This window comes from Vibrio sp. QJM3NY_26 (assembly GCF_057786005.1).
In genome coordinates this window covers 1,198,003-1,223,808 of record NZ_CM173516.1, presented here as the reverse complement: position 1 = coordinate 1,223,808, position 25,806 = coordinate 1,198,003, and the positions used below count along the sequence as shown (strand labels likewise).

Here is a 25,806-nt window from a genome sequence, read left to right as displayed (position 1 = left end):
TTTAAAATTAGGAAAGCCCCATGAAATCTACGATTATTATCGTAAGTCACGTCGTGAATGATGCAGTCACTCACGGCTTCGTACCTACCGCAAAGGCGATGGGTCTTCACGTCGTTTTGATCACAGATCACAAGCTCAATCACCTGAAATTGAGCAGTGATGATGAACGCTTTAATCCCGATGAAATTTTAGAATGCGATGTCTTCAACCCTCTTGAACTCATCGAAATCATCACCGAGAAAAATCTAGCACCTCATGCTGTTTTCAGTAATAGCGACCACCTACAAACTTCCACTGCAATCTGTGCACAGTTCTTTGGTTTACCCGCTAAAGATTGGAACGTGACGATTAAGGCGAAAAACAAATACTTAACTCGTCAGGTTCTCAACGAAAAATCGTTACCTAATACTCGAAGTGTTTTGTTAAGTCGAGAGAGCGCTCCTGTATTCGATTTCGATTTTCCTGTCGTTGCGAAGCCCAAGGAAGGCGTGGCTAGTTTAGACGTGCAGCGCTGCGATTCTGCGGCTGAGCTGGATAACTATTGCGATACCTTTTGGCAAAGGCACCCTACTACTCCCATCTTGGTTGAGGCGTTTTTGCAAGGCCCATTGATTACTGTCGAAACCATTGGCGACGGGGATCATTTGGTCGCGCTTGGTGGGTTTGATGTAGAGCTCTCAGCACCACCCTACTTCATCGAAACAGCGGCGAGTTGGAATGGTGTTAACAGCGTTCACTACCGTGATGAATGTATACGTCAGCTTCAAGAATTCGGGGTGGGGTTTGGTGTCTGTCATAGCGAGTTCATCATCACAGATTCAGGGCCTGTACTGGTCGAAATCAACTATCGAAGTATTGGTGATGGCCGGGAGTTTTTGCTTAATAACCTCAGTGGCGGGAATTGGTTCAATACCATCTTAAATCTTCACTTGGGTCACAAGCTTGATCCTACATTTCGTATTGATGGCAGCGCCCATGTGCACTATTTAGTGGCCAAACAAAGCGGTTTGATTGAAGGATCATCAACCTCTTTCATTCACCAAGAGGGCGATATTGTCACTCAGCAGCAAGTCCTTAAAAAGGTTGGTGATACGTTCCAACAAAGTTTCTCCAACAAGGATTACTTAGCGCGAATTTCGGTCGTTTCTCCTTCTGGTCAAAATCTAGAACCCGCACTACAACAGGCAATCTCTCGCTTCAATCTAACAGCAACAAACGAGGTAACAGCATGAATAAAAACGCGTTATACCTCACTCAACGACTAGTCGATACTTGCTTGCGTGAAGATTTGTTTGGATTAGTTTCTCAAAGCCAATTTGAGTCTCAGCTCCCGAGTGCACTCAAGTTATCTTCTTATCCTCGTAATCAAATTTGGGCTATTTTTACAGGTTTAGACTTTACACTCTACCTGCCCGTTACTCCCAGCTATTACATGCAGCGTTGGGTATACGGCCAACCAGATGGCTCGGAAGGTGATGGTTGGTTCATCGAGAGAAATGGTGTCGTTGAAAGCCAGCAGTACTATCAAGATTGGATTGAATTATTGAAAGCAAGTGCTCACGAAAGCTCGCATTCGTTATTAGATGGTTATTTGCAAGAACTCGAATGCGCAGAAAAACACAAAGGATTGTGTGACAGCGCCTTCAGTCAGCAATCCGAATCACTCATGCAGCCGATTTCTCAACTAGAACGTTGGGAGAAAAAGCTATTACGTGCCGATCAAATCGCATCCTATCTTGACCACCCTTACTACCCGACAGCACGTGCTAAGTTCGGTTTAAGCGATCACGACCTAGAGCAATTCGCGCCAGAATTTGCACAAAGCTTTGAACTTCGTTGGCTCGCAATCGAGAAGTCACTCGTTACATTGACCAGTCCACAACCAGAATGTTGGCCAACGATGGAGCAAGTGGGTCTGCCCGCCGATTTTGCTCTTAGCCATGAGCTATTCCCCGCACACCCATTAACACTAAGAAGTCTTGACGGCATTCCTGACGGTGTCATTGAAGCACCGGTTGCGTATCTTGAGGTAACTCCAACCCTGTCAGTGCGCACTGTGGTCGTGAACACAACACCACAGGTCCATATCAAGGTGCCGCTGATCATGCGATCTTTGGGTACTAAAAACATTCGCCTAATCAAACCATCTACGCTCTATGATGGGCATTGGTTTGAACGTTTGTTGACGCACTTAGAGCAAACAGATAAAGACTTACACGGCACGTTTTTCCATTGTTATGAGAAACATGGCGGCCATGTTGGAGACGATAAAACCTTTGCTTACATTGTGCGCGAATACCCGCAGAGTTACTTCCAAGACAAAGCACTAGTACCTGTTGCTGCCCTTGCCAGCCCAATGCCTGATGGACGCTTGTTCTTGGAACACCTCGCCGAACAGTATTATCAACAAGATACACTGACTTGGTTTAAAGATTACGTTGATCTACTTTGCAAAGTGCACCTTACATTGTGGATTCGTTACGGTATCGCTTTGGAGTCCAACCAACAAAACGCCATCATTGCATTCGATGAGCAAGGTAAGATGACCTTAGCAATGAAAGACAACGATGCAGCGCGTATTTGGCCAGAACGTTTCCAAACCTTTGAACAACAATCGCCTGTAAAATGTGCGCAGCTTTTAGATCAACGTATCACTGTAGATAACGAGCTTGCTCTTGGTCAGATGTTTACCACGATTACTTTGCAGTTAGACATTGCCGCGATTGTCGAAGCAATGGCGACGAAAGGAATCGCCACGTCAGCTTATCTGTATGAAGTGGTCGCCAATAGCCTCTCCCAACAACTTAACCAGTTGGATGAACAAGGACACAACACCAAGCTCGCAAACGAGATGTTGTTTGAATCACCTAACCTATACGCTAAGTATCTATTGAGCTCGGGTAGCTTATTGTCTAAAGAGGCGTCTGGCGCAAGCGATATCAATAAGTTCTATGGCTTGTCGGCACCGAACTTTTTATTGCTAACCAGCGAAGAAGCACAACACGCTTACCTTGAAAACATCAAGCAGAGCGTGAGTTAACCCATCATGACCAAACTCATCTATTGTGTACTTTTAAGCCACTTTATCGCCGCGTTTGCAGCCTTAGGCATGCCGCTGTTTTTACCAATGGTATTGCCAACACTGGATGCAAACATTACTTCGGATTGGGCGGGGGTACTGTTCATTTTGCCGACCTTTTGCACTGCCGTTGCGGCGCGCTTTTGGGGGCAGTTTGCTGATAAATATGGCAGACGTCGCTCTCTATTACGTGCTCAACTCGGGCTTGCAGCAGGCTTCGCGCTGTGTGGCTTAGCCGATAATCTCTCAATGTTTGTGTTTGGTCTTATCGTTCAAGGAACCTTTGGTGGCACCATGGCCGCCTCAAACAGCTACTTATCCAGCCAAATCAAGGATGCAAAATCACTCGGTAAGTCACTCAATAAAACTCAGCTTTCTGCTCGTCTGGCGCTAATTATTGCTCCGATAGGGCTTGGCTGGAGCTTATCAGAAACAAACCCGCTGAACGCGTATCTGTGGCTGTCCGCTTTACCGCTATTCGCGCTATTGATCACCTTAACATTACCCATCGATGACTTAGCGAAATCTAAGGGGATTGTAAAAGATCAGGCGTCGAATAAAGCTCAAAGCAGCCAAACCAATTCGTTAAATACGCTTTATTGGGTGTTTGGCGCGCAGTTCAGCTTTGCTTTCGCCATGGTCGTCACGCTCCCCTATTTCTCGCCTTATGTGCAGCAATATGGAGTGACAAGCCAAGCGTGGATTGGATTTTTATATGCCCTCCCACATGGTGTTTATCTGATCTTTGCAGGAAAAGTTCATCTGTTCTCAGAATGGGTTGATCGCCACCAGCTTGAACGCAATCAAACGCAGCGTACTTTATGGCTAGGCTTTGGTTTGCTTTCACTCAGTGCAGCAATGCATCTCACTCCTTATCAAGAAGTGTTGATTATTGCTCGTATTGTTTTCGGACTTGGCATGGTTTGCTGTTATCACGGCTTGCATCAAGCGTTAGCAAACCAAATTGATCGACGACAAAGCGGCAAAGTATTTTCGCGCTTTGATGCTATGTCTAAATGGGGTGGCGTTGCGGCTGGATTGAGCGCTTCTTTTATATCAAGCCTGGGCTGGCTTGAGGTTCCTTTCATACTTTCTATGTTGGTCAGTAGCATTGCTGCTATCGCGCTGATCATCCATTCAAAATTTGGACATCAACATGTTACAGACTCAATTATCTCCAAGTGAATATTCCGCTGAAGACCAAGTTCTTCAAAATCGTAAAAAAGCACTGCTAAACCGAGAAAAAGCCCAACTCAATACCATCATGGGCGTGGTGAACTGTTACTTACGTGAATACGCGATACCAAAGAAACAGGTTAATTGGTGCTACAGTTCGGCCTCTCTTCCTCAAACTTTGAAAAGAAACTACAACGCTCACCAACGCGTGGCCATTCACCTACCTCACCAAGATCAACCTCAGAAAAATGGTCTGATGGTTTTACCCGTTGAGTACACCAGTAAACTGGGGAAAGTGAAGCTCAGTGATACACCTTGGGCTAAAATGCCCGGTGCAGCTTGGTGCAAATTGGACGCAACTCAAACCCTGACGCTTCTACTCAGTTACCTAAAAGAAATGCTGACGATTCCATTCAATCACGAGTTGGTCGAGCAAATGGAAAACAGTTTGTTGATTACCGAGCAGTTCCTAAACTCAGACAACTCACCTCAGCATCACAACGCGTTTATCGCATCAGAGCAATCGTTACTTTGGGGACATACTTTTCATCCAACGCCAAAGAGTCGTTCAGGTGTCAGTATCGATGATCTGCTCGCGTGTTCCCCTGAGGTTGGCGCTAAGGTTCCCCTGTATTGGTTTAAGGTCAACACTACGTTGCTCGACGTCTTGAGTTCAGATAACCGTACCTCACCAACGACCATGCTTGAACAACTTGCACCTGATGAAAACAATTCAGCAGGTACCATGCTTTACCCTTGTCACCCTTGGGAAGTTTACACACTTTTGCAAAACCCAGTGGTCAAAACGGCCATTGAACAAGGCAAAATCATCCCGCTTGGATTAGGTGGTGAAAAACTCTTACCCACTTCATCCGTGCGCACTCTGTACCACCCAGATATGGATTGGTTTGCTAAGTTCTCTATCAATGTACGTTTAACTAACTGCGTACGTAAAAACGCATGGTATGAGCTCGATAGTGCCGTTCAATTAACCTCGATTCTGCATCCCATCAAAGAGAGTGAACAGTTACGTAATCCAGTATTCAAAGTAATGACAGAACCTTACGCAACCACATTGAATCTAGAATCTATGGCTGAACAAGAACATGCGGATGTTATTAAGGCTCGAGAGTCGTTTGGTATTTTGTATAGAGAGAATTTCACCTTAAGCGAAACCGATATTTTGCAACCAACGTTAGCGGGTGCCCTCTTTGCTTACGATACAGACGGGAACAGTTGCATCGCCACTCAACTCAAACAAAAAGCGCAAACAACACAATCCCAATATGAAAATATCGCCACGCTGTGGTTTGAGCGCTATCTGCATTGTTTGATTCCGGGCGTCTTTAACTACTACTTCAAACATGGGGTTGCGTTTGAACCTCATTTACAAAATACGTTGATTGGATTTGAAAAAGGCATGCCTTGCTGTGTATGGATTCGAGACTTAGAAGGTACCAAGCTACTACAAGAGTTTTGGCCATCAGAAACACTTCAGCAACTTTCAGAACGTGCTCGTCAATCGGTGTACTACAGTCGTGAGCAAGGTTGGAACCGTATTGGCTATTGCACCTTCATAAACAATATCAGTGAGGCCATTTTCTTTATCGCTGAGGGTAATTCGGCACTTGAGAGCTCGTTATGGGGAACTTTAAAAGACGCTATCGTCCGCTGGCAGTCGATCAATGGCCAGCAACCCGAACTAATGGCATTGCTTAACGATGGTCATTTCCCAAGCAAAAATAACTTCACAACACGTTTGATGCAAAATGCCGATAAAGAGTCCGGTTACACCCAAGTTGCAGCACCGTGGCCAACTCATTCAAAAGGAGTTCACCATGCTTAATTCTCCTCAACTTTCTGCCTCTATCCATCAAGAAATACAGCAATTGGCCAAGCAACAAACTCAACCATTATGTGCTTATCTTTATGACCTCGATGCGTTGGAGCTGCACATTAAGCAGATGCGCCATGTATTGCCAAAAAACGTAGAGCTATTTTACGCGGCGAAAGCGAATCCTTCAGCGCCGATACTGCGGACTTTAGCTCCTTATGTTGATGGCTTCGAAGCTGCATCAGGCGGAGAGCTTACACACCTCCACCAGCAACAACTCAATAAACCACTGATCTTTGGTGGCCCGGGGAAAATGCCCAGTGAACTGGAGCAAGCAATTGAACTCGATGTTGATGCGATTCATGTAGAGAGCCTCACTGAGTTACAACGCATTGGTCTTTTAACACAAAAATTGAATAGGCCTGCTTCGATCTTCCTGCGTATGAACATCGACATTGGAGACATCACACTTAGCAAATTAGCCATGGGCGGAAAGCCCACCCCATTTGGTTTAGATGAAAGTGAGTTAAACAACGCGCTGATGTACCTACGCGATTTCCCCTTAATAAAGTTGAAAGGCTTTCACTTCCATTTGATGTCACATCAACTCGACGTTGATCGCCACCTCGCCTTGATGCAACGCTATTTCCAAGTGGTCAAAGAGTGGAAAAAAACGTTCTCACTCGATGAGTTAATCATCAACCTCGGTGGTGGCATGGGGATCAATTACCAAAACCCGCAGCAACACTTTCCTTGGATGGAGTTCTGCGACAGATTGGAGTTCTTGATTGCTAAAGAACAACTACAAGACTGGAAGCTACGTTTTGAATGTGGCCGCTATATCTCGGCACCGTGCGGCTATTACGTGATGGAGGTACTGGATATTAAGCAAAACCTTGGTGAGAACTTTGTGATTGCTCGTGGTGGAACACATCATTTCCGTACACCGGCTGCACAAAACCATGACCACCCTTTTGCTATCGTGAAAAGTAATCAACAACCCACCATTTCACATCCAATAAACCATGCTAAAGCCACGTTGGTTGGCCAGCTTTGCACTCCAAAAGATGTTATGGCACGAAATCAACATATCGAACAGCTCGATATCGGTGACTATGTAGTGTTCACTCTAGCAGGCGCTTACGCATGGAATATCTCGCATCAAAACTTTTTAATGCATGAACCTCCGGTGTTTCATTACTTCTAAAGCTCTCCAGTGCTCTATGATTTCTAACTTACGGGTTGAGTCAAAACGCCATAGAGTTAACTAAAGGCGCTAAATTAAAAAGGCGTTAGCAAACTCAGGTCTGCTCACGCCTTTCTTATGTTTATCGTAACCCTTTTGCCAAACAGCTAAGGTGAGTGAACACTCGACTCCCTACAGTGATCGCAATGTAGAACCAAACCGTAGTTAATTCAAATACAAGCACTTAGCATTTTTCATCGACTGCGCAACGGGAGTGGTACATGGACAACAGAATCACCATTATTGATTTTCTTAGAGTGTTCGATTGCATTCGTTCATCTGGCGAGCAATTGGATAACAAATATCAATTTGGCGAGATGGTAGCGTGGCACGATTACGACGGCTACACCTGTTGGTTAAGCTACCGAGACGTTACCGTGACCCTAATGTTCCACGGCTCATTGAAGATCGAATACGACAAAGCATCGAACTATGAAGACTTCATCAAGCGTTGTTTAGCTATGCTTGAAACTGAACCTTCTTCATAAGTTACCCATCGCTATCGAGTAAATAACGCATAGTCTACAGGGAAAGAGTGGAGAAATTCATGAACGGAACCAATTGTAAAACGCGGTTACACCTTAGGTTAACGACACCTTTACTCCTTCTACTCAGCCTACATTCGTTAAGTCTTAAGGCAGATGCAACAGGGACAAACATGATCGACTTTACACAAGCTAGTGAGCATCAAAACTGGACAGTGACCAACGACGATGTAATGGGCGGCATCTCAACAGGCGAGCTCATTTATCTTAATAACATGAGTCGATTTAGGGGAGAGCTCTCGTTAGAAAATAATGGTGGTTTCAGTTCTGTAAAGCGCTCCATTGAATCACCTGCCCATGAAATAGATAGTGCAGAGCTGATATTCGTTGGTGATGGTCGCACCTACCAACTGAGGTTCACCACTTGTAAGGAGGGTAATAGAGTTCAATACAAACACGATTTCGATACCATAAAGGGAGAGCAGCTAAACAAGGTCTTCCACTTCAATGATTTTCAATCGGTGTTCAGAGGTCGGCTACTGAGCGATGCCCCGGAACTTAAGGCACAAGACATCAAGCAAATTGGCTTTTTGATTGCAGACAAACAGCCCCTGCCCTTCGAGCTAAACCTAATCCAGATTCAATTCAAAGTATCCCAAAAACCTGAGCAAGACTCTAAGTAAACCACAGACGAACAAAAGCCCCTGATATCTTACCGATTCGCGAGTAATATAAGGGGCTTGCTGTTCAAGAGATCATTACTTCAAACCGTCAAAGATCTAAATCATTAACTATTAATATTTAATGGCTGTTTTACCAATCGAAGCGCTGCTTTCAATACGTTGATGCGCATCTTTCAGTGTCTCAACACTAAAGCCATTCAATGTGGTGGTCAGCGTCGATTTAATACGACCCGCATCAATCAGATTCGCGGCTTGGAATAGGATGTCTTGCTGCTTCTGGATATCGTCGGTGTTGAACAGTGAACGTGTAAACATCAGTTCCCAAATAAAGCCTGCTGATTTGCCTTGCAGCGCTGATAAGTCAATCCCGCCATCGAACTCTACAATCGAACTGATCAGGCCTTGTGGTGCAATCAGCTCAACCATCGCATCCCAGTGCCCTTTGGTATCAGCAACATTGAAGATGTAGTCGACATGTTGAATGCCTTGCTCTCGCACAGACTCGACAAGGTTACGGTGGTTCACCACATAGTCCGCCCCCATATCTCTTACCCACTGTTCAGTTTCAGGTCTTGAAGCTGTTGCGATAACATTTAGGTTGGTCAGTTGCTTAGCCAGTTGAATCGTAATTGAACCTACACCGCCTGCTCCACCAATGATCAGGATAGACTTTTTCTCTTCAGGACGAACACGAAGGCGGTCAAACAACGCTTCCCATGCCGTAAGCGTTGCTAGTGGCATAACGGCCGCAGCTTCATCAGAAAGGCTCTTCGGCGCTTTAGCGGTAATACGGTAGTCCACAGCTTGGTATTCGGCATTAGCGCCCATACGAGTTACGTCACCTGCATAGTAGACACGGTCACCGACTTCGAAGCCTTCAACGTCAGCACCTTTGCCAACAACTTCACCGACTGCGTCATAACCCAAGACTTTTGATTGTTCGAGTGTTTTGTCTTTGGCACTACGAATACGAATTTTTGCGTCAGCAGGGTTAATAGAAGTCGCGCTCACTTTTACCAGCAAGTCATTATTTTTTAGTTCTGGCAGACTCGTTTCAAACTCAAATAAACTGTCTTGCTCTGTAATCGCAAGTGATTGAGTAAATCCGATAGCTTTCATTTTTGATGGTACTGACATTGTGCTTTCTCCTTGAATTAGACGGGTTAATCTTAGTCAATTCTCACTCTAGATAAACCGCCTAATATTTGAATAATTCTCAAATAATTTTTGATAATGGTGTTACCGCTATCTGGGTAATGCAGACATCTAACTGCATTGCCGAAGACTGAGAGGTTAAATCAGGCCTTTCTCAATCAACCAATCATGTGTGACTTGATCTTGTGGTTTACCTTCACGGCAAACTTTGTAATCCAGCTCTGCGATAATGTCATTCGAGAAGCGTAGGGAATCCAACTTCTGAATCTGCTCTTCGTTAAACAAGTGCTTCTTGTCATCTCTTAAAAGCAGTACCGCTCTGTCAACGATTCCGAGTAAGCCTTTAGGCTCTTTAAGTTCTCGAATATCGTAACGATGGTGCAAAAACTGAGGTTTCCACAGTGGCACTACCACCCACTCTTTGTTTGCGACCGCACTTTCAAAGGCACTGAAACAATCGTCTTCACTGCCAGGAAAGAACTGGTAACCAGCATCGCTCAGGCCATAGTCTTTCATCATCTGGATAGAGAAGCGTGTGATACCAGCACCGGGGTTGATACCCTGGATGGTCGAGTTCATTTTCTCGATCACTTCGGCTTTTAATAAATCAGAGACTTCACAAACCACCTCTTCAGGCACATAGTCTGGTACGCCCCACAAGGCATAAGGTTCATAATGAAGCCCAAGCTCGATAAGCGGCTCAACTTCTTCAACGCCCGCTTTGTAGATGCCGTGACTTGATGGCAGCCACGCAGAAGAAAGCATATCCACTTGGCCTGTTTTCAGCTTTTCAAAGTTCTCCTGATGTGGAGAGAAAATGCGCTCTACCTCAAAACCCATGGTCTTCAATACATTGGCAACCAATGAAGCGGTCGTACGGTGGAACGACAAATCCGTTACACCCATTGTGATTGTCTTAGTCATCTTATCCCCCTAGATCGTAGGCTTCGTCCATACGGTGTGTACTGCGCTACGTTGTCGATAGGGGAAATGATAGTGAGAAAATTACTAATGAAAAACAGCTTCACATTTGAATTATTATCAAATTAATTTTGACAATTAAGTGTTTGAAGCTAACTTAGAAGCGATAAGTAGAGATAACCCATTTGCAGAGTGTGATCGGGAAATATCCCAACCCCATGTTTAGAACATAATTCAATACAGGTAGATAACATGCTTCTTGAAGACTTACAGGTCATTTTGAAAGTGGCGGAGTTTCGCAGTATCACCGCTGCAGCCACCAACCTTGATATGCGCACTGCCACCGCAAGCGCTGCCGTCAAACGTGTTGAAGCTGCACTGGGGGCAGAATTGTTTGTAAGAACCACACGCCACCTAAGGCTCTCTTCAGCAGGCGAACGCTATTTACCTGAGTGTGAACAAGCCTTAAAAATGTTGGAGCAAGCGAAACTCAACATGCGCGAGGAGCTCGGTATTGTTGACGGTGAAATTCGCATCGCGCTTTCATCGGATCTAGGGCGAAACTTAATCACACCTTGGCTTGATGAATTTTTACTGGAATACCCTAACGTCGCACTACGTACTAGCATCAGCGATAGCAATATCGATTTTTACCGTGATTCTGTTGATATGGCGTTGCGTTATGGCTCCCCGACAGATGCCAACATGTATGGCTTTAAAATCTGCGATGTACCCAGAATATTGTGTGCGGCCCCTGAATACTTGGCTGAAATGGGAACACCAAAACGCCCGAGTGACTTAACTCAACATAATGGTTTGCTCTACCAACTTCATGACATATTACAAGACGAGTGGATATTCAACGATGGCACTCAAGATCATAAAGTGAAACTAAAAGGGAACCGCGCTTCGAACGACGCTGACCTTGTAAGACGTTGGTGTATCGCGGGTAAAGGAGTGGCAATAAAATCTTGTCTAGACATGTCCCCTCATCTGCTTTCAGGCGAAGTAGTTAAAGTCATGCCTGAATTTAAACCAACATCTACAGAGTTGTGGTTAGTGTGTCCAAGTCGTCAATCCATCACCCCTACTGTGCGTCTACTGAGAGATTTGTTCAGAGAGAAGACCGCAGAGATCCTTTCGCAACTTAGTGAGCAAGGCATTATAGAAAGCAAAATATCATAGGATCTAATACAGCTTAGAGATAAAAAGTAGAGATACAAAAAAGGCGTTAGCGAACTTCAATTCGCTAACGCCTTTAATCATTTGAACATCATATGGGTATGATGAACATACTGACTTTATTACAAGTACTTGGTTTAATAACCTTAATACAAGAGTTTAGTTTGACTCGTCTTCAACAACGTCACAACCTGCACAGCACTGAAGAGCAATTTCATGTTCGAAGGTGATGGTGTCTTCGCCTTCTTCCAGTAGCTCTGCGATTTCATCCGCGACTTCTTTCTCATCATCCGCTTCAATTTCGCTTGCTAGCTCTTCTTCTGAATAACCGAAGAAGTTAAGCAATAGGTACTCACGAGCTTCCTCTTTAGTACAGACCACGTTTGCTGAAAGATCAGGTGTAATCTCACCTTGCGCAAGAGTCGCTGTCAGTTGAGCGAGAGCATCCTCTTTCATCGCAGGCGTTAACCAACCAAGATCAGTACTTACTGTTGTTTTTTTACAGTCGAAGCAAGGCAGTTGGTGGAAGTAGTATTGAAAGGTAGTCATAGGTAATTTCTTCGTTAAGTGTTGTATAGCAAGATTATGCGCGTTTTGTAGCAAAATACTATCTCAATCAACAACGAAGACGGATTGGTCGTTGATAATTTATACTAAACACATAACAAGGTAATGAGTGAAGTAACTCAGTTGTTTTTTAGACGACCAATACATTTCGTAAACTTACTGTAAGACGATAAACGAAGCCTCGTAACTGCCACGATATAATGTGTCATATGTAGATGCTCTAGCGATAAAGAAAACTAGAGCAATTTGTTTATGGTCTTGAAATTCAGTGAGGAAAACGGAACAACAAGAATGAAGTCTTGCGATCTCACATTATTTAAATAAACCTAGAAACAGCACTAGATGAAGTAAATAGCTCACTAAGACTTACCTTATACCCAGTTAAAAGTAATAGCTGTAGGTAAACTTTAATTCTGTTCCCTGTCTATTGTGACCAAAGCTTTGCTCCGTATCATCGAAGAATTCCGTATACGTCACTTTACCCCAGTGCTTGCGGTTGTCCGATAGTGGGCCTTGAAATGCGAGGTCAAGTTGCAACTGATTTATCGTCCCAACACTGCCACCGAAATCAAGCGAGCTAAACTGCGGATTTATTTGTACATGAGTGCCGTTTTCATGCAAATAAATCGAGTTCAAGAAATTAAATTGAACGCCATAGGTATAGTCATCGGTAAGGCCTAATCGACTAAAATCGCTGTTGTTTTGCCCTACTGCACCGGCCAAAATTGGGAAAGATAACCAGTTATCAAACGGAGTATTTACACGAATCAACCCACCGACTGCGAACAAACGATCTGAAATAGCATCGGTGAAACTGGTTTCTATATAATCAAGCGATACACCAACCATTGGCGCATGCTGCCAATCGGTTCGGCTTACTTCGAAATAACGAGCGCGAACTTGAGATAGGTTAAAGTCTTCACTCCCCACTTTTCCGTTATCTTGACCTTGTATTGTTAACTGCCCAAGAAACAAGTTCTCATTGCTCTTTTGTCCGGAAATCTGAGCCTGGATTTGCGCGAGGTCGTTATCTTCTTCTCTGAAACTTTGCTTCCCGTAAGTCACGTTGATAACAGATGAAACTTTGGTGTGGTCGCCGGGGTCTGGGGCATCATCTGGTGTGATGTGGTCATCTGACAATGCATGAGATGAGAAAAGAATAAGGGCACTACTGAGTGTTATTTTTTTATAATTAGTCATGATCAAAAACCTATTATACGTTATTGGGCTCTTAGCCTAGTTAAGCCAAGTTCCAAAACACTTTAGAGAAATTCGATCCCGCTAGATAACAAAATAAAGAGACAAAAAATAAAAAAAAGTAGGGCTAAAAGTATCAAATGACAAAACCTTAAATAACGTTAACTTTGTCACTCTTTCCCATACATGAAACTCGTCCTCCTCTAATTTAATATTCAATAAATTTATATTTAGGCAAAACACATTCACTAGATATAGTTTCATTAATATTTAAATACACATGGTTATTTTTATTTCTGCTTAAATTCTCATTTTTTAATATTCGCATTTCGATGTGAAACATTTATTGCTGTGGATCAAAATGAAAAACCACATATACCAGTTAGCATATTTAAAGACGTTACGTAAGTGAGAAGACTAAATGCTCAAACTATGCCTAGAGCCACCAGTATATAAAGTTGGTGAACTCTATTATTCACCAACTTCTGCTGTGATAGATAGCCAGGGAGAGCGAAGTCGCCTAAGAGCACGAGAATCCAACCTCTTTCACGAACTCATCAAGACATTCCCTGAAGTCCTTTCACGTTCGTCGATCGAAGAAACACTTTGGAAAGACTCTTACGCGACAAACGCAACAATTAATCAAACAGTTAAAGCGTTGAGGTTTTCTTTAGAAGACACTGATAGAACTTTGATTAGAACCATCCCCAAGCAAGGCTATGTTCTGGCAGTTGCACCAAAGATTGACAACAACACAGTACCAAAACTCAACGAGTCAAACGCTAACGAGTTGACCGTAGACGTATCAATAACTGCCCAGACAATATCAAGTACCGAGGTAGAGACAGTTGACACCACCAGCGAACAGATCAACTCAGTAACTACTAATAATACCAATACAGAGGCCACACCACGGAGTATCGTTAATTCAATCACTCTATTACTGGCTATCTCTATCGCTACTTTCGCCCTCTGCGCATCTGGCCTTTTTACTGATCAACCTGAGCGTATTAGCCACCAATATGGCAATCACTGGATACTCTTCAATGCTACAGAGCAGGAGCTCAGCTCGTTACCTATACAACCCGGAGACTCGACAAAATATGTGTCTAAGAATAAGTCGTTCTATCGAATTTGTTCAGAGATAAGAGGAGTTTTGGAATGCCAGCAAGTCGAACTTTAACCCTTTTATCCATAGTCATTGCCATTGTCGTTTCTGGCGTACTTGGCACACAAGCTTATCAATATTTAAATAATCCTCTCCGATTAAATGAAGGGGCATGGGAAGGGAAAGGGGCTGTCTATATTGATGACTCAAGGATTGACAGTAATGCAATGATGTTAGTCGCAAACGATGGGATTCGACTTTCAATAAGCAATCGGTACAACGAATTTAACTACACCTACGATGTCACATTAGAATTGAAACGTGTTGATCACGTCAGTACCGATTTCGAGATAAAGAAGAGAGAAGTGCGAGGTTTAGAAGCGTTTATCGAAAATACCAATATTGACATACCACTGGGTAGTAATTTGATCCGTCTGAATGCTTGGAACCTCAATGAAGGTCGAATTTTTATTGAGGTCGAGCAAAGTGCAGGCTTAGATGTATCTTATATTTTAGACAAGAAATCAGGTAGTTAGTACTAATTTACTTTTTTTTATCTCTCAATTTACAAATACAATTTTTTTTCTTCTAAAGATACTTTTTTTGGTTGGAGAGTAAGTGAGCTCACAGGTTTAAATGGTGATGAAGATTATTTCATAACTATAACGACTTGAGCTTTCGCTCTTCAACATAAAGGTATCTACAATGACGGTATCCGCAACCACACTCCCTACTCCGGAAGAAAAATCAGGGTTAGCCAAATGGTTCCCTCTAATTGTTCTCCTCGCAGCCCAATTTTCAACCATGGCCGATAACTCTGGATTGGCTATTTCTACTGAGGCACTTATAGCCCTTCACGGTGCAAGCATGCCGCAAATTCAAATGGCTAATGCAATGTACCCGCTTATTGCAGGCGCCGGCATGATCGCTGGTGGCCTGATCGGTCTGATTATTGGATGGAAGCGTCAAATGATCATCGGAGCAGGCATGCTTGCTGTGGGGTCATTTGCAGCCGCATTAGCTCCAAATATGGAAGTCTTAAATTATGGAGCTCGTGTGGGTTCTGGTTTAGGTGCTTGTTTGCTGATCCCTGCAGTGCTGGCAAACGTGGCAGGTATTTACAAAGGTAAAGACCAAGCGATCGCGTTCTCTGCGATTGCAGCTCTGGTTGGCCTCGCAAGTGCAGTTACGCCATTGTTGTTTGGCTTTATTTTGGATGTCGCGAGCTTCCAAGTCGCTTTCAGCGGCTTAGGCATTTACTGCTTATTTGTGATGTTCGGTAGCATGAAACTACCAACGCTTGAGTCTAGCCCTTTCAAAGGTAAACTCGACACTATCGGTATCGCCTTAGCAGGTGTTGGCCTTCTTTGTTTCGTGACTGGTTTGCTTAAAATCTCTGATTGGGGATTGATCAAGCCCCTAACTGACTTCAACCTTTTTGGCATGTCTCCAGCGATTCCAACAGTACTATTAGGCGCTACACTACTTAAAGTGCTGATGGTGTGGGAGCGCCGTTTTGAAGAGCAAGGTGGCACACCTCTTCTTCCTTCTTCTTATGTTAAAAATCCACAAGTTGTGGTCGGCTTAGTCTTGTGTGCCACGATCTTCTTACTGTTTGGCGCTACGGGTTTCATCAACGTTTCTTACATGCAGCTTGTCGCGGGTATGAGTGCATTCTCATCTGGCATGGCATTATGTGCGTTCGCTCTTGGCATGATGATTGGTTCCCTTGGTGCTCCAGTTAAATTGGCTCACTTAACGTGTCAGCGTATTTGCCAATTGGGCTTCAGTATTGCTGCGACAGGTACTGCGCTGATGTTCTTAGGCTTTACCACTGAAGGTATCACCTTCTGGCAATACATTTCTCTAACCATCTTTGGCACAGGTGCTGGCTTACTGGCTTCTCAAGCTTCAATTGTTGTAACGTCTGCACTAAGTGAGCGTGAGGCTCAACAATCAGGTGGCATTCAAGCGACGTCTCGTAACGTAGGACAAGCGTTTGGTGTGGCTATCCTAGGTTCAGTGATGCTGTTCTCTTTAACTGGTGCGATTAAGTCAAACGTAGCTGAACATGAGGCGCTATCAGCAGAAACGAAGCAAATCATTATTGAGCAACCTTCGCTACCATTCGTATCAAACGCTATGGCAGTTGACCTTATGGAGAATCTGATTGCAGATAAAGAAGAGCAACGCATTGTCATCGAAGTCATGGCGGAGTCTCGCTTACAGTCGGTTCACTATGCGCTATTTACTTTGATTGGATTAATGCTTGGTGGGTTAGCCTTGTGCTCTAAACTTCCCCAACGTTCATTAATGAAGAGCGAAGAGTAACATTTCAAGCCTCGGCAATGCCGGGGCTTTATTCGTTTCACCCGACGTAATTTCAATCACCTAATGAGATTTTATGGATAAGAAAAACGATAGCAAAACAACTTGGTTACTCATCGCGCTCTGCTTAGCACAATTCACACTCTCGGCAGATGTCGCCAACCTGTCTATCTCCACCTCCGCACTGGTTAATGTTTTTCAAACAGACATTTCGAACATCCAGTTTCTAAGCAGTGTTCAACCACTTGTTGGCGCGGCTTTGATGCTTTCTGCAAGCATTTTCGGTTTGATTATTGGTTGGCGACGATTATTGATCCTTGGCACAAGCATCGGCTTTATTTCCACACTTGGTTTTATCGCAATCGATGATATAACCACCCTATCCCTTTTAGTCCGCCCTCTCGCTGGCATTGCCTCTGCGCTCATACTTCCCGCTGTTCTGGCGCTTGTGGTTGCGCATTTCCCGGGGAAAAATCGCGCTGTTGGATTCGGCTTTATGGCCGCTGCCACCGGATTAGCAGCAGCCATCATCCCCTTGTTGAGCGGCTGGCTGCACGACAACACCGATTGGTATTGGTCTTTCGTTATTATTGCAATGTGCTATTTCTCAAGCTTAATGGCGGCCATCTTTGCTATTCGTCCTATTCATACTAACAGCCCGACTAAGTTCGATGTTGTTGGTGCAATACTCGGTGCAGTAAGCACGGTCGCTGTTTTTCTAGGGCTAATTAAGATGCCTTATTGGGGCGTATTCACAGTCTTAAATGGCGCAAAGGTTCCTTACTGGCTGAACGTGATTTACCCATTAAGCCCTGCCCTGTTTTTGCTCGGCCTAGGCGTTTTGCTATTTACGCTGTTTGTTATTCAGCAAATTAGGTTTGAAAGGAAGCACGGCTTTGCGCTTTTACCGTTTAGCTGGTTCAAAAATAGTGCGTCAAGAACGGGATTTATCGTACTTTCACTGATGTACATTGCACTAGGCGGAAGTAGCTTTGTCACCGTCACTTACTTGCAAGTCGCCATCTCGCTCTCTTCTGCTCACTCTGGTAGCATTATTCTTCTGTTCTCTGCCTGTATGATTGTTCTATCAGTGGCGACTCCAATCATATTTAAACAGCAATCACAGAAAAAACTCTGCCAAATTGCTTTCATTACAATGTTTTTCGCCGGGTTAACATTGATATTATCGAGCCAAAGCCAGCAAATATTAGCCCCTTTCTATTTGGGCATGGCGTTGCTAGGGGCTGCGATGGGTATTTTGGCTTCCCAATGTCCCGTCATCATTACAAGCACCTTAGGTGAAAGAGATGCGGAGCAATCTGGTGGCCTACAAGCAACGGTAAGAAACATTGGTTTGGTGTTAGGTATCAGTCTATTTGGCGGATTAAACCAAGGTGCAATGGACCACAACATTCGCTCTAACCATGAGATCGCGACCTACTACCCTCAAGATTTCGTTTCGGATTTGAACCAACTTTCTCATGTACCCTATGTTGATGATAGCCGTGTTAACACATTGATTAAAAATTATCAGTTAGATAACCATCAAGCTGAATATCTATTAAATGAAAATGCAAACGCTCGCGTTTTTGGTTTCAACTTAGCGATGATGGTTCTGGTGTTGATTTCACTCCTCGGTGGATATGTCAGCTCTCGAATCGATCCACCGAAGCTTCAGCCTCGTCCCCCCACTCTCAAACACTCTCTAAAAATCTAGTGAAAGGTCAACCTTAACGGGTTGGCTTTTTAAGTTTTGCTCAGGTCATCAGGTCATCAGGTCATCAGGTCATCAGGCAAAGCTATCAAGCCTTTAGAGACAACTCCACTCATCGATTAAAGCGCCTTAAACACTGTGAAAACGATAGTCCAGTATCAACGCCCTAATATTGTTTCTCTCGACCTTCCCCTCTCCATTGGCAACTCATCCAACTTTAGAAAATACATTTGTGAATAATGGCGTTCTATCACCCTCAGCTCGTTAATCGAAAATTTAGATTTAGGGGCGCTAGTATCAGGCATTTACAGACATTGGTTATATTGCTTGCCACCAATGCTTGGCTCTGAGGCGGCTTCTTGCAGCAAATTTTAAAAGATACAGTCAAACCCTCACTTTATAGTTAATACTTTTAAGGGCTTTCTATAGACACAAAAAAAGAGCACTTACGTGCTCTTTGAGTTAATGTGAAAGTTGTATTTATATGATTAAGCCATTTCTGGTTCTTTCACTGACGTTGTTGCATTTTTGTGTACTGAAACATCGCCACCTAACACTGTGGCATGTACTCGAATATCTTTTATCTCTAGCTTTGGCGTCTCTAATGGGTTTGCGTCTAGTACAGCAAAATCAGCCAGTTTCCCAGCACAAATCGAGCCTTTGCTGTCTTCGTGTCCCATTAGATAAGCCGCACCTAGTGTAACAGCGTGCAGTGCTTGCTCAGCGGTTAGGCACTCTTCTTCTCCATACACGTTACCTGAGAAAATGCACTTACGATTCATTGCACCCCACATCATAAACAACGGGTTAACCTGCGTTACGCCATCATCACAGTGAATAGAGAACGGGATGCCTTTTTTCGCCGAAGTTTGGAACGGGTTTAATCGATTGACATACTCAGGCCCAACGGTTTGTGTTGCGTGTACGTCACCCCAAACCGGAATATGAGTACCAAACAAGTTGTGACACACACCTAACTTGACCATTCTGTCCATTTGCTCATCAGTCACCATTTGGTTATGTTCTAAGCAGTGACGAGCTTCTGGCATTGGTGTGTCTTTCTGCATGCGTTCGATAATATTTAGCAGTTTTTCTGTGGTGCCATTACCGTTACAGTGGAACGAGATGTTGTAGCCCGCTTTATGGAACGGCAAAGCAGACTCGTAGATCTCTTCTACGTCGCGAGTCAGCGAGGTACTCGGCTTGCCATTATAATAAGTTTGGCCGTCTAACAGATTCGCAGTGAAACCTTGAATTGAGCCATCGGTATTCACATACTTCACGCTACCGATACAAAGCCTGTCTGTATCGTTCTGCTTCATGGTGTTTACGTCTTCCAAATTGAAAGGCCCTACCAAAGGGTAAGCCGTAATACGAAGCTTAAACGCTGGGTTGGTACTCAATGCTTGGTAAAGCGGATATGGATTCGACGGCAAGCCCATGCCACAATCCGAGACTGTAGTCACACCCAATGAGTGGGCAATATTCGCGTAATCGATCAAGGTCTTTCCGATCACGGCCGGGTCAGTTCCGTAGTTAAATGCTCCAACATTGAGTGCACGGTAGATGTCTTTCATTTCGGCAATATCGCCTGTCAATCGACCATTTTCACGTAATACAAATTCAGCATTGTCGTCCAAGCTGAACCCTGACATTTCAAGCGCTAATGTATTGAGTCCTGCTAAGTGGCAGCTTGCGTGCATAAAAAACACCGGAGAGTCATCAATAACAGAATCCAAGAAATCACGATTCACAATGGTCCCATCAGTCATCAACAGTGGGTCTAAACCCCAAAGATTGATCCATTCTCCTGTTTTACCTGCCTTGTCGTGCTCTTTTTTAAGATCTTGTAAGTGCGCTTTTAATGTTTCAGCAGTTGCACACCCCTTTAGTAACTTACCTTCTACACCTAGACGGTCGTATTGTCCGCCATATTCAAACATACCTGTAAACAATGCTGCAATCAGTGGATGCATATGCGCTTCAATAAAACCTGGCACAATTGTTTTGCCTTCGAACTGAGCATCTAAGCGATATTCTAAGCTTTTATCGGTTAAAAATGTTTCAGCCTGATCTTTAGTACCTGCGAATAGTATTTTCCCATCTTGTACAATGGTCGCTGCTGCCTTTGGAAGCTCTTCATTCATAGTAATAAAGTTGCCTGTGTAAAGGACGGTTTCGGCGTTGTATTGAATACCAGGCTTAAGAGCTGTTTTAGTTGTCATAGTTAAACTCCAGATGTGTAGGGTTCATTGTAATTTTTGTTCCTCTTCAACTTGCCTTAACCTGTATTTCGTTTCGAGAATTTTAAAATGAAATAAAATGATGAAATAAAATTGCGATATAAAAAAAGATAAAGACGATGATTTATATGAATTTTTTAACTATAAGGAATGCCAGTGCTGTTCAAAAAAAGCATGAACTTCAAAACTGCCTATTGGATAGTGATGTTCAACATCAGGCGTAAAAGAAAAGGAAGAGAGCTCAGGGAAAATCAACAAACTCAATAGTGTCCCCAATATAATGACAACGAACAATTTAAAATAAACACTCATCACTGCATTCCTTATTTATTAGTAATGCAGACTTTATAAGGCTTATTTAGCCGTCTTTTATTGACAATCCACGCTGTAAAACAATTTCTTATCTATTATCATTTTTATTTGTTAACCTAGATATCGTTGAATAAAACCATTTAGTAGTTCGCCAACACCAATCATTCACCAAGCTTAACAATAGCGATGAAATATTGATCAAAAACTTAGAACAACAAGCAATGAACCCATTAATTTATCCTAAATACGTTCATTCACTCGGCCACGAAGCGCTTTATCGCATACCTCAGATAACAATCGAATAAACTCATATTATTTCTCCCACTACACAATAGGAGTAAGATAATGAACGCTCAGTTAGTAAGACAAATTTTAAGGTGAGCACATGTTGTTTGCACATTATTAGCTACTAAAACATTTCAACGTCCAAAAAAAAGCGAGCCACTTAGGCTCGCTTTTGATTGTCTTTTTCTTGCTTAGACTTCAGTTCAGATTACAAAAGTTCTACCGACTGTTGAGCAATCACGAACTCTTCGTTGGTTGGGATAACCATTGCTACTGCGTCTAACATTTCAGACTTACCGATGATGCCTTCTGCACCAAAGCGAGCCGATTCGTTACCCGCTACATCTTCAACGAACCCAAGAATCTTAAGGTTGTCTAGGATTTCACGACGAATTGGTAGAGAGTTCTCACCGATACCACCAGTGAAGATGATGCCGTCTAAAGAATCTAACGTTGCAAGGTAAGAAGCAATGTACTTTGATACGCGGTAAGTAAACACCTCAAATGCAAGCTTAGCGCCTTCATGGCCCTCTTCCATTGCTTCTAAGATGCCACGAGCATCGCTCGTAAGACCAGACACGCCAAGGAAGCCAGACTCCTTGTTTAGAGAGTTAAATACTTGCTCTTGTGACCAGCCTTTCTTAAGTAGGTATTCGATAATACCTGGGTCTAAGTCACCACAACGTGTGCCCATCATAAGACCAGAAAGCGGTGTGAAGCCCATTGAAGTATCAACACTGTTACCGTCTTTGATAGCACATACAGATGCGCCGTTACCTAGGTGAACAGAGATGAAGCTCGATTCTTCTACTGGCTTGTTGACCATTTTCGCAGCTTCACGGCTAACGAAGTAGTGGCTAGTACCGTGGAAACCGTAGCGACGAACACCGAAGTCTGTGTATAGCTCTTTTGCAATTGCACCTGTAAATGCACGTTGTGGCATTGTTTGGTGGAAAGCAGTATCAAACACGGCGAACTGAGGTAAAGAAGGGAAAGCTTCAATTGCAGCACGGATACCGATAGCACCTGCTGGGTTATGAAGTGGAGCTAAGTCAGATAGGCTTTCAATCTCACTCGTTACTTCTTCAGTAATACGAACAGTTTGAGTGAACTTCTCACCGCCGTGAACGATACGGTGACCGATCGCCACGATATCAGCTGTGAAGCCTAAGTCTTCCATCAGGCCAACCAATTTGCCAATGGCAATTTTGTGGTGGTTACCCTCGCCTTGAATAGCAATTTCTGTTTTCTGACCTTGATGCTTCCAGCTCATACGAGCATCTTCAAGACCAAAACACTCCCCTAAGCCACTTAATACTGCGTCACCAGAAACAGAATCGATGACAGCAAATTTAAGGGAAGAACTACCCGAGTTAATAACCAGAACAAACGAATTAGACATTGGATATGGATCCTGTTTCAGTACGAATTTAGTGAAGTTTGCGCTTCAATTTTAGTTAAGTCTATTATTCAATAATTTTTGAATCTTTCAACTTTTGTTTTGCAAAAACCACCAAATGAACACAATTAAGTTGATCTTAGTCATCAATTCATTTCTTTCGAGAACGAAAATTAAAAAATAGTTGAATTAGATGAAGTAAATGCAGTTATGAAACTGATAGGTTCATACAAACCACATTGAGAGCAAAGTCATCTAGGATTGAAATCTTATCCAAGAGTCCAATTCATAAATTAAGCCCATAAAGCAAAAAAACAAGCTGGCGTTCTACGCTGCGACTTAAAAAATACAGCACGACACTTAAATATAGAGCTGTTGGTTGCCAATACCCGCTAATAGACTTTAAGGCGTTTAACTTCGCCTCAGCACTATAAAGAGATCACTTATTTGGATCGAAAGGTTGAATAGATCTTACTTCAAAATCCATTTTCATTTTTCATTATAGCTGTGCATTTCTTTTGCTAGACATCGCTCGACTCCCATACCTCTAGGCTAGACACGCTAAACGGCGCTTTACGCACATGTCACTGTGGCAGCCTTATGATGCGAGGCACTATCTTAATCAGGGCTTAGGACGTGCTACAGGCGTAAAGAATAAAATAGCAGGCACAAAAAAGCCGAGCATAATACTCGGCTTCTAATTTCACTGTTTAAGCTATTCGTCTATAAGCACTTGGCTTGTAAATTTCAACTTAAACTAAAGGTTGATTAACCTTCGCTGCGCTCTGGACGACGACCGCGGTTGCCGCCATTGCCAGCTGCTGCGTTGCCATGGCCACGTTCGCCACGGTGGTTACCACGGTGATCACCACCACGGTTACGGTCAAAACGACGTTCGCCATCACGACCACCTGCAGAGTTACCATCACGTGCGCCGTCACGGTTGCCACGGTAGCCACCACGACCGCCATTGCCACCTTCACGGTTACCACCTTCGCGATTACCGCCTTCACGGTTACCACGGTAGCCGCCGCCATCACGACCGCCACGACCGCCATCACGACCGCCACGGTTGCCATCACGACCGCCGCCGCCACGACGAGGCTCACGGAAGTCGTTGAAATCAACAACTACAGCGCCAGCTTCTTTTTGACGAATGCGAAGTTTGCTTAGCTTACCAGCAGTTTCAGAGTTCATTGCTTTTGGCAGTTGAACGTAAGTAGAACCTTGGTCTAGCTTGATAGCACCGATAGAACCTTTAGTTAGGCCTAGTTCGTTTGCTAGTGCGCCAACGATGTCTTTAACCTGAACGCCTTGCTCACGGCCAACTTGTAGTTGGTACGTATCCCAATCTTGAGTATTGAAGTTACGACCACCACCGTCACGGCCATTGTCACGATCTTCACGACGCTCTTTGCGACGGTTCTTATCACGCTCAATAGCAGCGATCATTGGGTCTTCGCCAACGTAGAATAGTGGGCTCTTACCTTGCTGACGCTTAAGAAGCATTGCAGCTAGAGTAGCAGCATCAACTTCTAGAGACTCTTGTAGTGTAGAGATTAAACCTGCGAAGTTTTCTAGAGCTTTGCTCTCTTTCTCAGTTTCAAGCTCAGCACCAAGCTTAGCAACACGTGCAGCAGCAACTTCGTCACGTTGTGGAAGTTGGATTTCTTCCATTTGAGACTTAGTTACACGCTCGATTGTGCGAAGCATACGGATTTGGTTAGTGCGAACTAGTAGGATCGCTTTACCTTTACGTCCAGCACGACCAGTACGGCCAATACGGTGGATGTAAGATTCAACATCGAATGGGATGTCGTAGTTAAATACGTGAGTGATACGTGGAACATCAAGACCACGTGCTACAACGTCAGTTGCAACTAGGATATCGATAACACCTTGTTTGATGTGATCAACAGTGCGCTCACGTAGAGACTGAGGAATATCACCGTGCAATGCAGCAGCTTTGAAGCCACGTGCAGATAGCCAATCAGCTAGACGCTCAGTGTCTTGACGAGTACGTACGAATACGATTGACGCGTCAGTTTCTTCAGTTTCTAGAAGACGAGACATTGCTTCGTCTTTTTCTACGCCTTTAACAACCCAGTAATTCTGCGCTACTTTGTCAACTGTGTGGTTAGTACCAGCAACGTCAACTCGTGCAGGGTTACGTAGGTAACGGTCAACAATAGTCTTAACCATTGGAGGCATAGTTGCAGAGAAAAGTACGCGTTGTGCAGTTTCTGGAGCTTGCTCAAGAATCCAAGTAACGTCATCTACGAAACCCATTTTTAGCATTTCATCTGCTTCATCAAGAACAAATGTATGTGCTTCATCTAGGTGTAGACGGTCACGAGTTAGTAAGTCTTTAACACGACCTGGAGTACCAACAACAATGTGAGCACCGCGGCTTAGAGCACGCATTTGGTCAACAATTGAAGCACCACCGTAGATTTCAAGAACTTTAAGACCGTTGATGTCACGACCTAAGTTTTTGATTTCCGCAGCAACTTGAATCGCTAGCTCACGAGTAGGAGCCATGATGATTGCTTGTGGTTTGTGTTGGTTCAGGTTGATTTTGTTAAGTAAAGGCAGAGAGAATGCTGCTGTTTTACCAGTACCAGTCTGTGCTTTACCTAGTGCGTCACGGCCTTCAAGAAGAAGAGGAATAGCTGCTGCTTGGATTGGAGTCGGAGAAACGAAACCCATGCTATCAAGAGCTGAAAGAATGTTATCGTTAAGGGCTAATTCATTAAATTGAATTACAGATTCGGACATTGGGATCCCACTATATATAAGTAAACAAAAGGTCCCGGGAGCTCTATCAATTCCAATACTGATCCAATCAGATACTGATTCCATTCAGAGTTACGAAGCAGTAATAAAACACTT

Annotated in this window: 19 protein-coding genes; 12 read left to right on the top strand and 7 right to left on the bottom strand. The window is 43.7% G+C overall.

From position 1 onward, the window contains the following. Window positions 1-20: 20 nt before the first annotated feature. The 7 genes from AC3CH4_RS20795 to AC3CH4_RS20765 all read left to right on the top strand — a co-directional run bounded on the left by AC3CH4_RS20795 (window position 21) and on the right by AC3CH4_RS20765 (window position 8,503). Window positions 21-1,232: an ATP-grasp domain-containing protein gene (locus tag AC3CH4_RS20795; RefSeq protein ID WP_488543721.1), complete on the top strand. Its 1,212-nt coding sequence runs from the start codon at window positions 21-23 to the stop codon at window positions 1,230-1,232. Then, complete coding sequence (locus tag AC3CH4_RS20790) at window positions 1,229-3,040, top strand: IucA/IucC family protein (protein WP_488543720.1); 1,812 nt, start codon at window positions 1,229-1,231, stop codon at window positions 3,038-3,040. Before AC3CH4_RS20795 ends, AC3CH4_RS20790 begins: the two co-directional genes overlap by 4 nt. 6 nt (window positions 3,041-3,046) lie before the next feature. After that, entirely contained in the window at window positions 3,047-4,264 is a 1,218-nt protein-coding gene (locus AC3CH4_RS20785; protein WP_488543719.1) for an MFS transporter, read from the top strand. Continuing rightward, the gene (locus AC3CH4_RS20780; protein WP_488543718.1) at window positions 4,236-6,101 is read left to right on the top strand and encodes an IucA/IucC family protein; all 1,866 of its coding nucleotides are present in this window, start codon (window positions 4,236-4,238) and stop codon (window positions 6,099-6,101) included. The genes AC3CH4_RS20785 and AC3CH4_RS20780 overlap by 29 nt, the downstream gene beginning before the upstream one ends. Continuing rightward, window positions 6,094-7,296, top strand: coding sequence for a type III PLP-dependent enzyme (locus tag AC3CH4_RS20775; protein WP_488543717.1), 1,203 nt, complete (start codon window positions 6,094-6,096; stop codon window positions 7,294-7,296). Before AC3CH4_RS20780 ends, AC3CH4_RS20775 begins: the two co-directional genes overlap by 8 nt. A 260-nt stretch (window positions 7,297-7,556) precedes the next feature. Continuing rightward, window positions 7,557-7,823, top strand: a complete 267-nt coding sequence (locus tag AC3CH4_RS20770) for a DUF3081 domain-containing protein (protein ID WP_488543716.1) — start codon at window positions 7,557-7,559, stop codon at window positions 7,821-7,823. Window positions 7,824-7,870: 47 nt separating this feature from the next. After that, entirely contained in the window at window positions 7,871-8,503 is a 633-nt protein-coding gene (locus tag AC3CH4_RS20765; protein WP_488543715.1) for a CIA30 family protein, read from the top strand. Window positions 8,504-8,614: 111 nt separating this feature from the next. Here the strand turns inward: AC3CH4_RS20765 and AC3CH4_RS20760 are convergent, their stop codons facing one another. Both AC3CH4_RS20760 and AC3CH4_RS20755 read right to left on the bottom strand, forming a co-directional pair. After that, entirely contained in the window at window positions 8,615-9,640 is a 1,026-nt protein-coding gene (locus AC3CH4_RS20760; RefSeq protein WP_488543714.1) for a zinc-binding alcohol dehydrogenase family protein, read from the bottom strand. 156 nt (window positions 9,641-9,796) lie between these two features. After that, entirely contained in the window at window positions 9,797-10,564 is a 768-nt protein-coding gene (locus AC3CH4_RS20755; protein WP_488526322.1) for a glycine betaine ABC transporter substrate-binding protein, read from the bottom strand. Window positions 10,565-10,831: 267 nt separating this feature from the next. Here AC3CH4_RS20755 and AC3CH4_RS20750 point away from each other — a divergent pair, with 267 nt between their 5' ends. After that, window positions 10,832-11,764 (top strand): LysR family transcriptional regulator, encoded by a 933-nt coding sequence (locus tag AC3CH4_RS20750; protein ID WP_146456406.1) that lies wholly within the window; start codon window positions 10,832-10,834, stop codon window positions 11,762-11,764. 156 nt (window positions 11,765-11,920) lie between these two features. Here the strand turns inward: AC3CH4_RS20750 and AC3CH4_RS20745 are convergent, their stop codons facing one another. Further along, window positions 11,921-12,310: a hypothetical protein gene (locus AC3CH4_RS20745; RefSeq protein ID WP_054545708.1), complete on the bottom strand. Its 390-nt coding sequence runs from the start codon at window positions 12,308-12,310 to the stop codon at window positions 11,921-11,923. A gap of 399 nt (window positions 12,311-12,709) precedes the next feature. Beyond that, entirely contained in the window at window positions 12,710-13,528 is an 819-nt protein-coding gene (locus AC3CH4_RS20740) for a hypothetical protein (protein WP_488543713.1), read from the bottom strand. Between the two features lie 418 nt (window positions 13,529-13,946). On the opposite strand from AC3CH4_RS20740, the gene AC3CH4_RS20735 reads away from it, so the two are divergent. The 4 genes from AC3CH4_RS20735 to AC3CH4_RS20720 all read left to right on the top strand — a co-directional run bounded on the left by AC3CH4_RS20735 (window position 13,947) and on the right by AC3CH4_RS20720 (window position 18,678). Next, a complete protein-coding gene (locus tag AC3CH4_RS20735) occupies window positions 13,947-14,708 on the top strand; it encodes a winged helix-turn-helix domain-containing protein (protein WP_488543712.1) in 762 nt (253 codons plus the stop codon). Next, complete coding sequence (locus AC3CH4_RS20730) at window positions 14,687-15,169, top strand: hypothetical protein (RefSeq protein WP_054545711.1); 483 nt, start codon at window positions 14,687-14,689, stop codon at window positions 15,167-15,169. The genes AC3CH4_RS20735 and AC3CH4_RS20730 overlap by 22 nt, the downstream gene beginning before the upstream one ends. A gap of 169 nt (window positions 15,170-15,338) precedes the next feature. Continuing rightward, window positions 15,339-16,964, top strand: a complete 1,626-nt coding sequence (locus AC3CH4_RS20725) for an MFS transporter (RefSeq protein ID WP_488543711.1) — start codon at window positions 15,339-15,341, stop codon at window positions 16,962-16,964. A gap of 73 nt (window positions 16,965-17,037) precedes the next feature. Then, on the top strand, window positions 17,038-18,678 hold the full coding sequence (locus AC3CH4_RS20720) for an MFS transporter (RefSeq protein WP_488543710.1): 1,641 nt from the start codon (window positions 17,038-17,040) through the stop codon (window positions 18,676-18,678). A gap of 485 nt (window positions 18,679-19,163) precedes the next feature. Here AC3CH4_RS20720 and AC3CH4_RS20715 read toward each other — a convergent pair whose 3' ends face one another. From AC3CH4_RS20715 to AC3CH4_RS20705, 3 genes are all read right to left on the bottom strand, one after another. Next, window positions 19,164-20,900: an amidohydrolase gene (locus tag AC3CH4_RS20715; RefSeq protein WP_065207044.1), complete on the bottom strand. Its 1,737-nt coding sequence runs from the start codon at window positions 20,898-20,900 to the stop codon at window positions 19,164-19,166. A gap of 823 nt (window positions 20,901-21,723) precedes the next feature. After that, a complete protein-coding gene (locus AC3CH4_RS20710) occupies window positions 21,724-22,917 on the bottom strand; it encodes an acetate/propionate family kinase (protein WP_054545715.1) in 1,194 nt (397 codons plus the stop codon). 765 nt (window positions 22,918-23,682) lie between these two features. Beyond that, window positions 23,683-25,692: a DEAD/DEAH box helicase gene (locus AC3CH4_RS20705; protein ID WP_054541796.1), complete on the bottom strand. Its 2,010-nt coding sequence runs from the start codon at window positions 25,690-25,692 to the stop codon at window positions 23,683-23,685. Between the last annotated feature and the right edge of the window lie 114 nt (window positions 25,693-25,806).

Bases quoted from the DNA above. Each gene is read 5' to 3' on its own strand.
- AC3CH4_RS20795 (WP_488543721.1), top strand. From the start codon at position 21: ATGAAATCTACGATTATTATCGTAAGTCACGTCGTGAATGATGCAGTC.
- AC3CH4_RS20790 (WP_488543720.1), top strand. From the start codon at position 1,229: ATGAATAAAAACGCGTTATACCTCACTCAACGACTAGTCGATACTTGC.
- AC3CH4_RS20785 (WP_488543719.1), top strand. From the start codon at position 3,047: ATGACCAAACTCATCTATTGTGTACTTTTAAGCCACTTTATCGCCGCG.
- AC3CH4_RS20780 (WP_488543718.1), top strand. From the start codon at position 4,236: ATGTTACAGACTCAATTATCTCCAAGTGAATATTCCGCTGAAGACCAA.
- AC3CH4_RS20775 (WP_488543717.1), top strand. From the start codon at position 6,094: ATGCTTAATTCTCCTCAACTTTCTGCCTCTATCCATCAAGAAATACAG.
- AC3CH4_RS20770 (WP_488543716.1), top strand. From the start codon at position 7,557: ATGGACAACAGAATCACCATTATTGATTTTCTTAGAGTGTTCGATTGC.
- AC3CH4_RS20760 (WP_488543714.1), bottom strand. From the start codon at position 9,640: ATGTCAGTACCATCAAAAATGAAAGCTATCGGATTTACTCAATCACTT.
- AC3CH4_RS20755 (WP_488526322.1), bottom strand. From the start codon at position 10,564: ATGGGTGTAACGGATTTGTCGTTCCACCGTACGACCGCTTCATTGGTT.
- AC3CH4_RS20750 (WP_146456406.1), top strand. From the start codon at position 10,832: ATGCTTCTTGAAGACTTACAGGTCATTTTGAAAGTGGCGGAGTTTCGC.
- AC3CH4_RS20745 (WP_054545708.1), bottom strand. From the start codon at position 12,310: ATGACTACCTTTCAATACTACTTCCACCAACTGCCTTGCTTCGACTGT.
- AC3CH4_RS20740 (WP_488543713.1), bottom strand. From the start codon at position 13,528: ATGACTAATTATAAAAAAATAACACTCAGTAGTGCCCTTATTCTTTTC.
- AC3CH4_RS20735 (WP_488543712.1), top strand. From the start codon at position 13,947: ATGCTCAAACTATGCCTAGAGCCACCAGTATATAAAGTTGGTGAACTC.
- AC3CH4_RS20730 (WP_054545711.1), top strand. From the start codon at position 14,687: ATGCCAGCAAGTCGAACTTTAACCCTTTTATCCATAGTCATTGCCATT.
- AC3CH4_RS20725 (WP_488543711.1), top strand. From the start codon at position 15,339: ATGACGGTATCCGCAACCACACTCCCTACTCCGGAAGAAAAATCAGGG.
- AC3CH4_RS20720 (WP_488543710.1), top strand. From the start codon at position 17,038: ATGGATAAGAAAAACGATAGCAAAACAACTTGGTTACTCATCGCGCTC.
- AC3CH4_RS20715 (WP_065207044.1), bottom strand. From the start codon at position 20,900: ATGACAACTAAAACAGCTCTTAAGCCTGGTATTCAATACAACGCCGAA.
- AC3CH4_RS20710 (WP_054545715.1), bottom strand. From the start codon at position 22,917: ATGTCTAATTCGTTTGTTCTGGTTATTAACTCGGGTAGTTCTTCCCTT.
- AC3CH4_RS20705 (WP_054541796.1), bottom strand. From the start codon at position 25,692: ATGTCCGAATCTGTAATTCAATTTAATGAATTAGCCCTTAACGATAAC.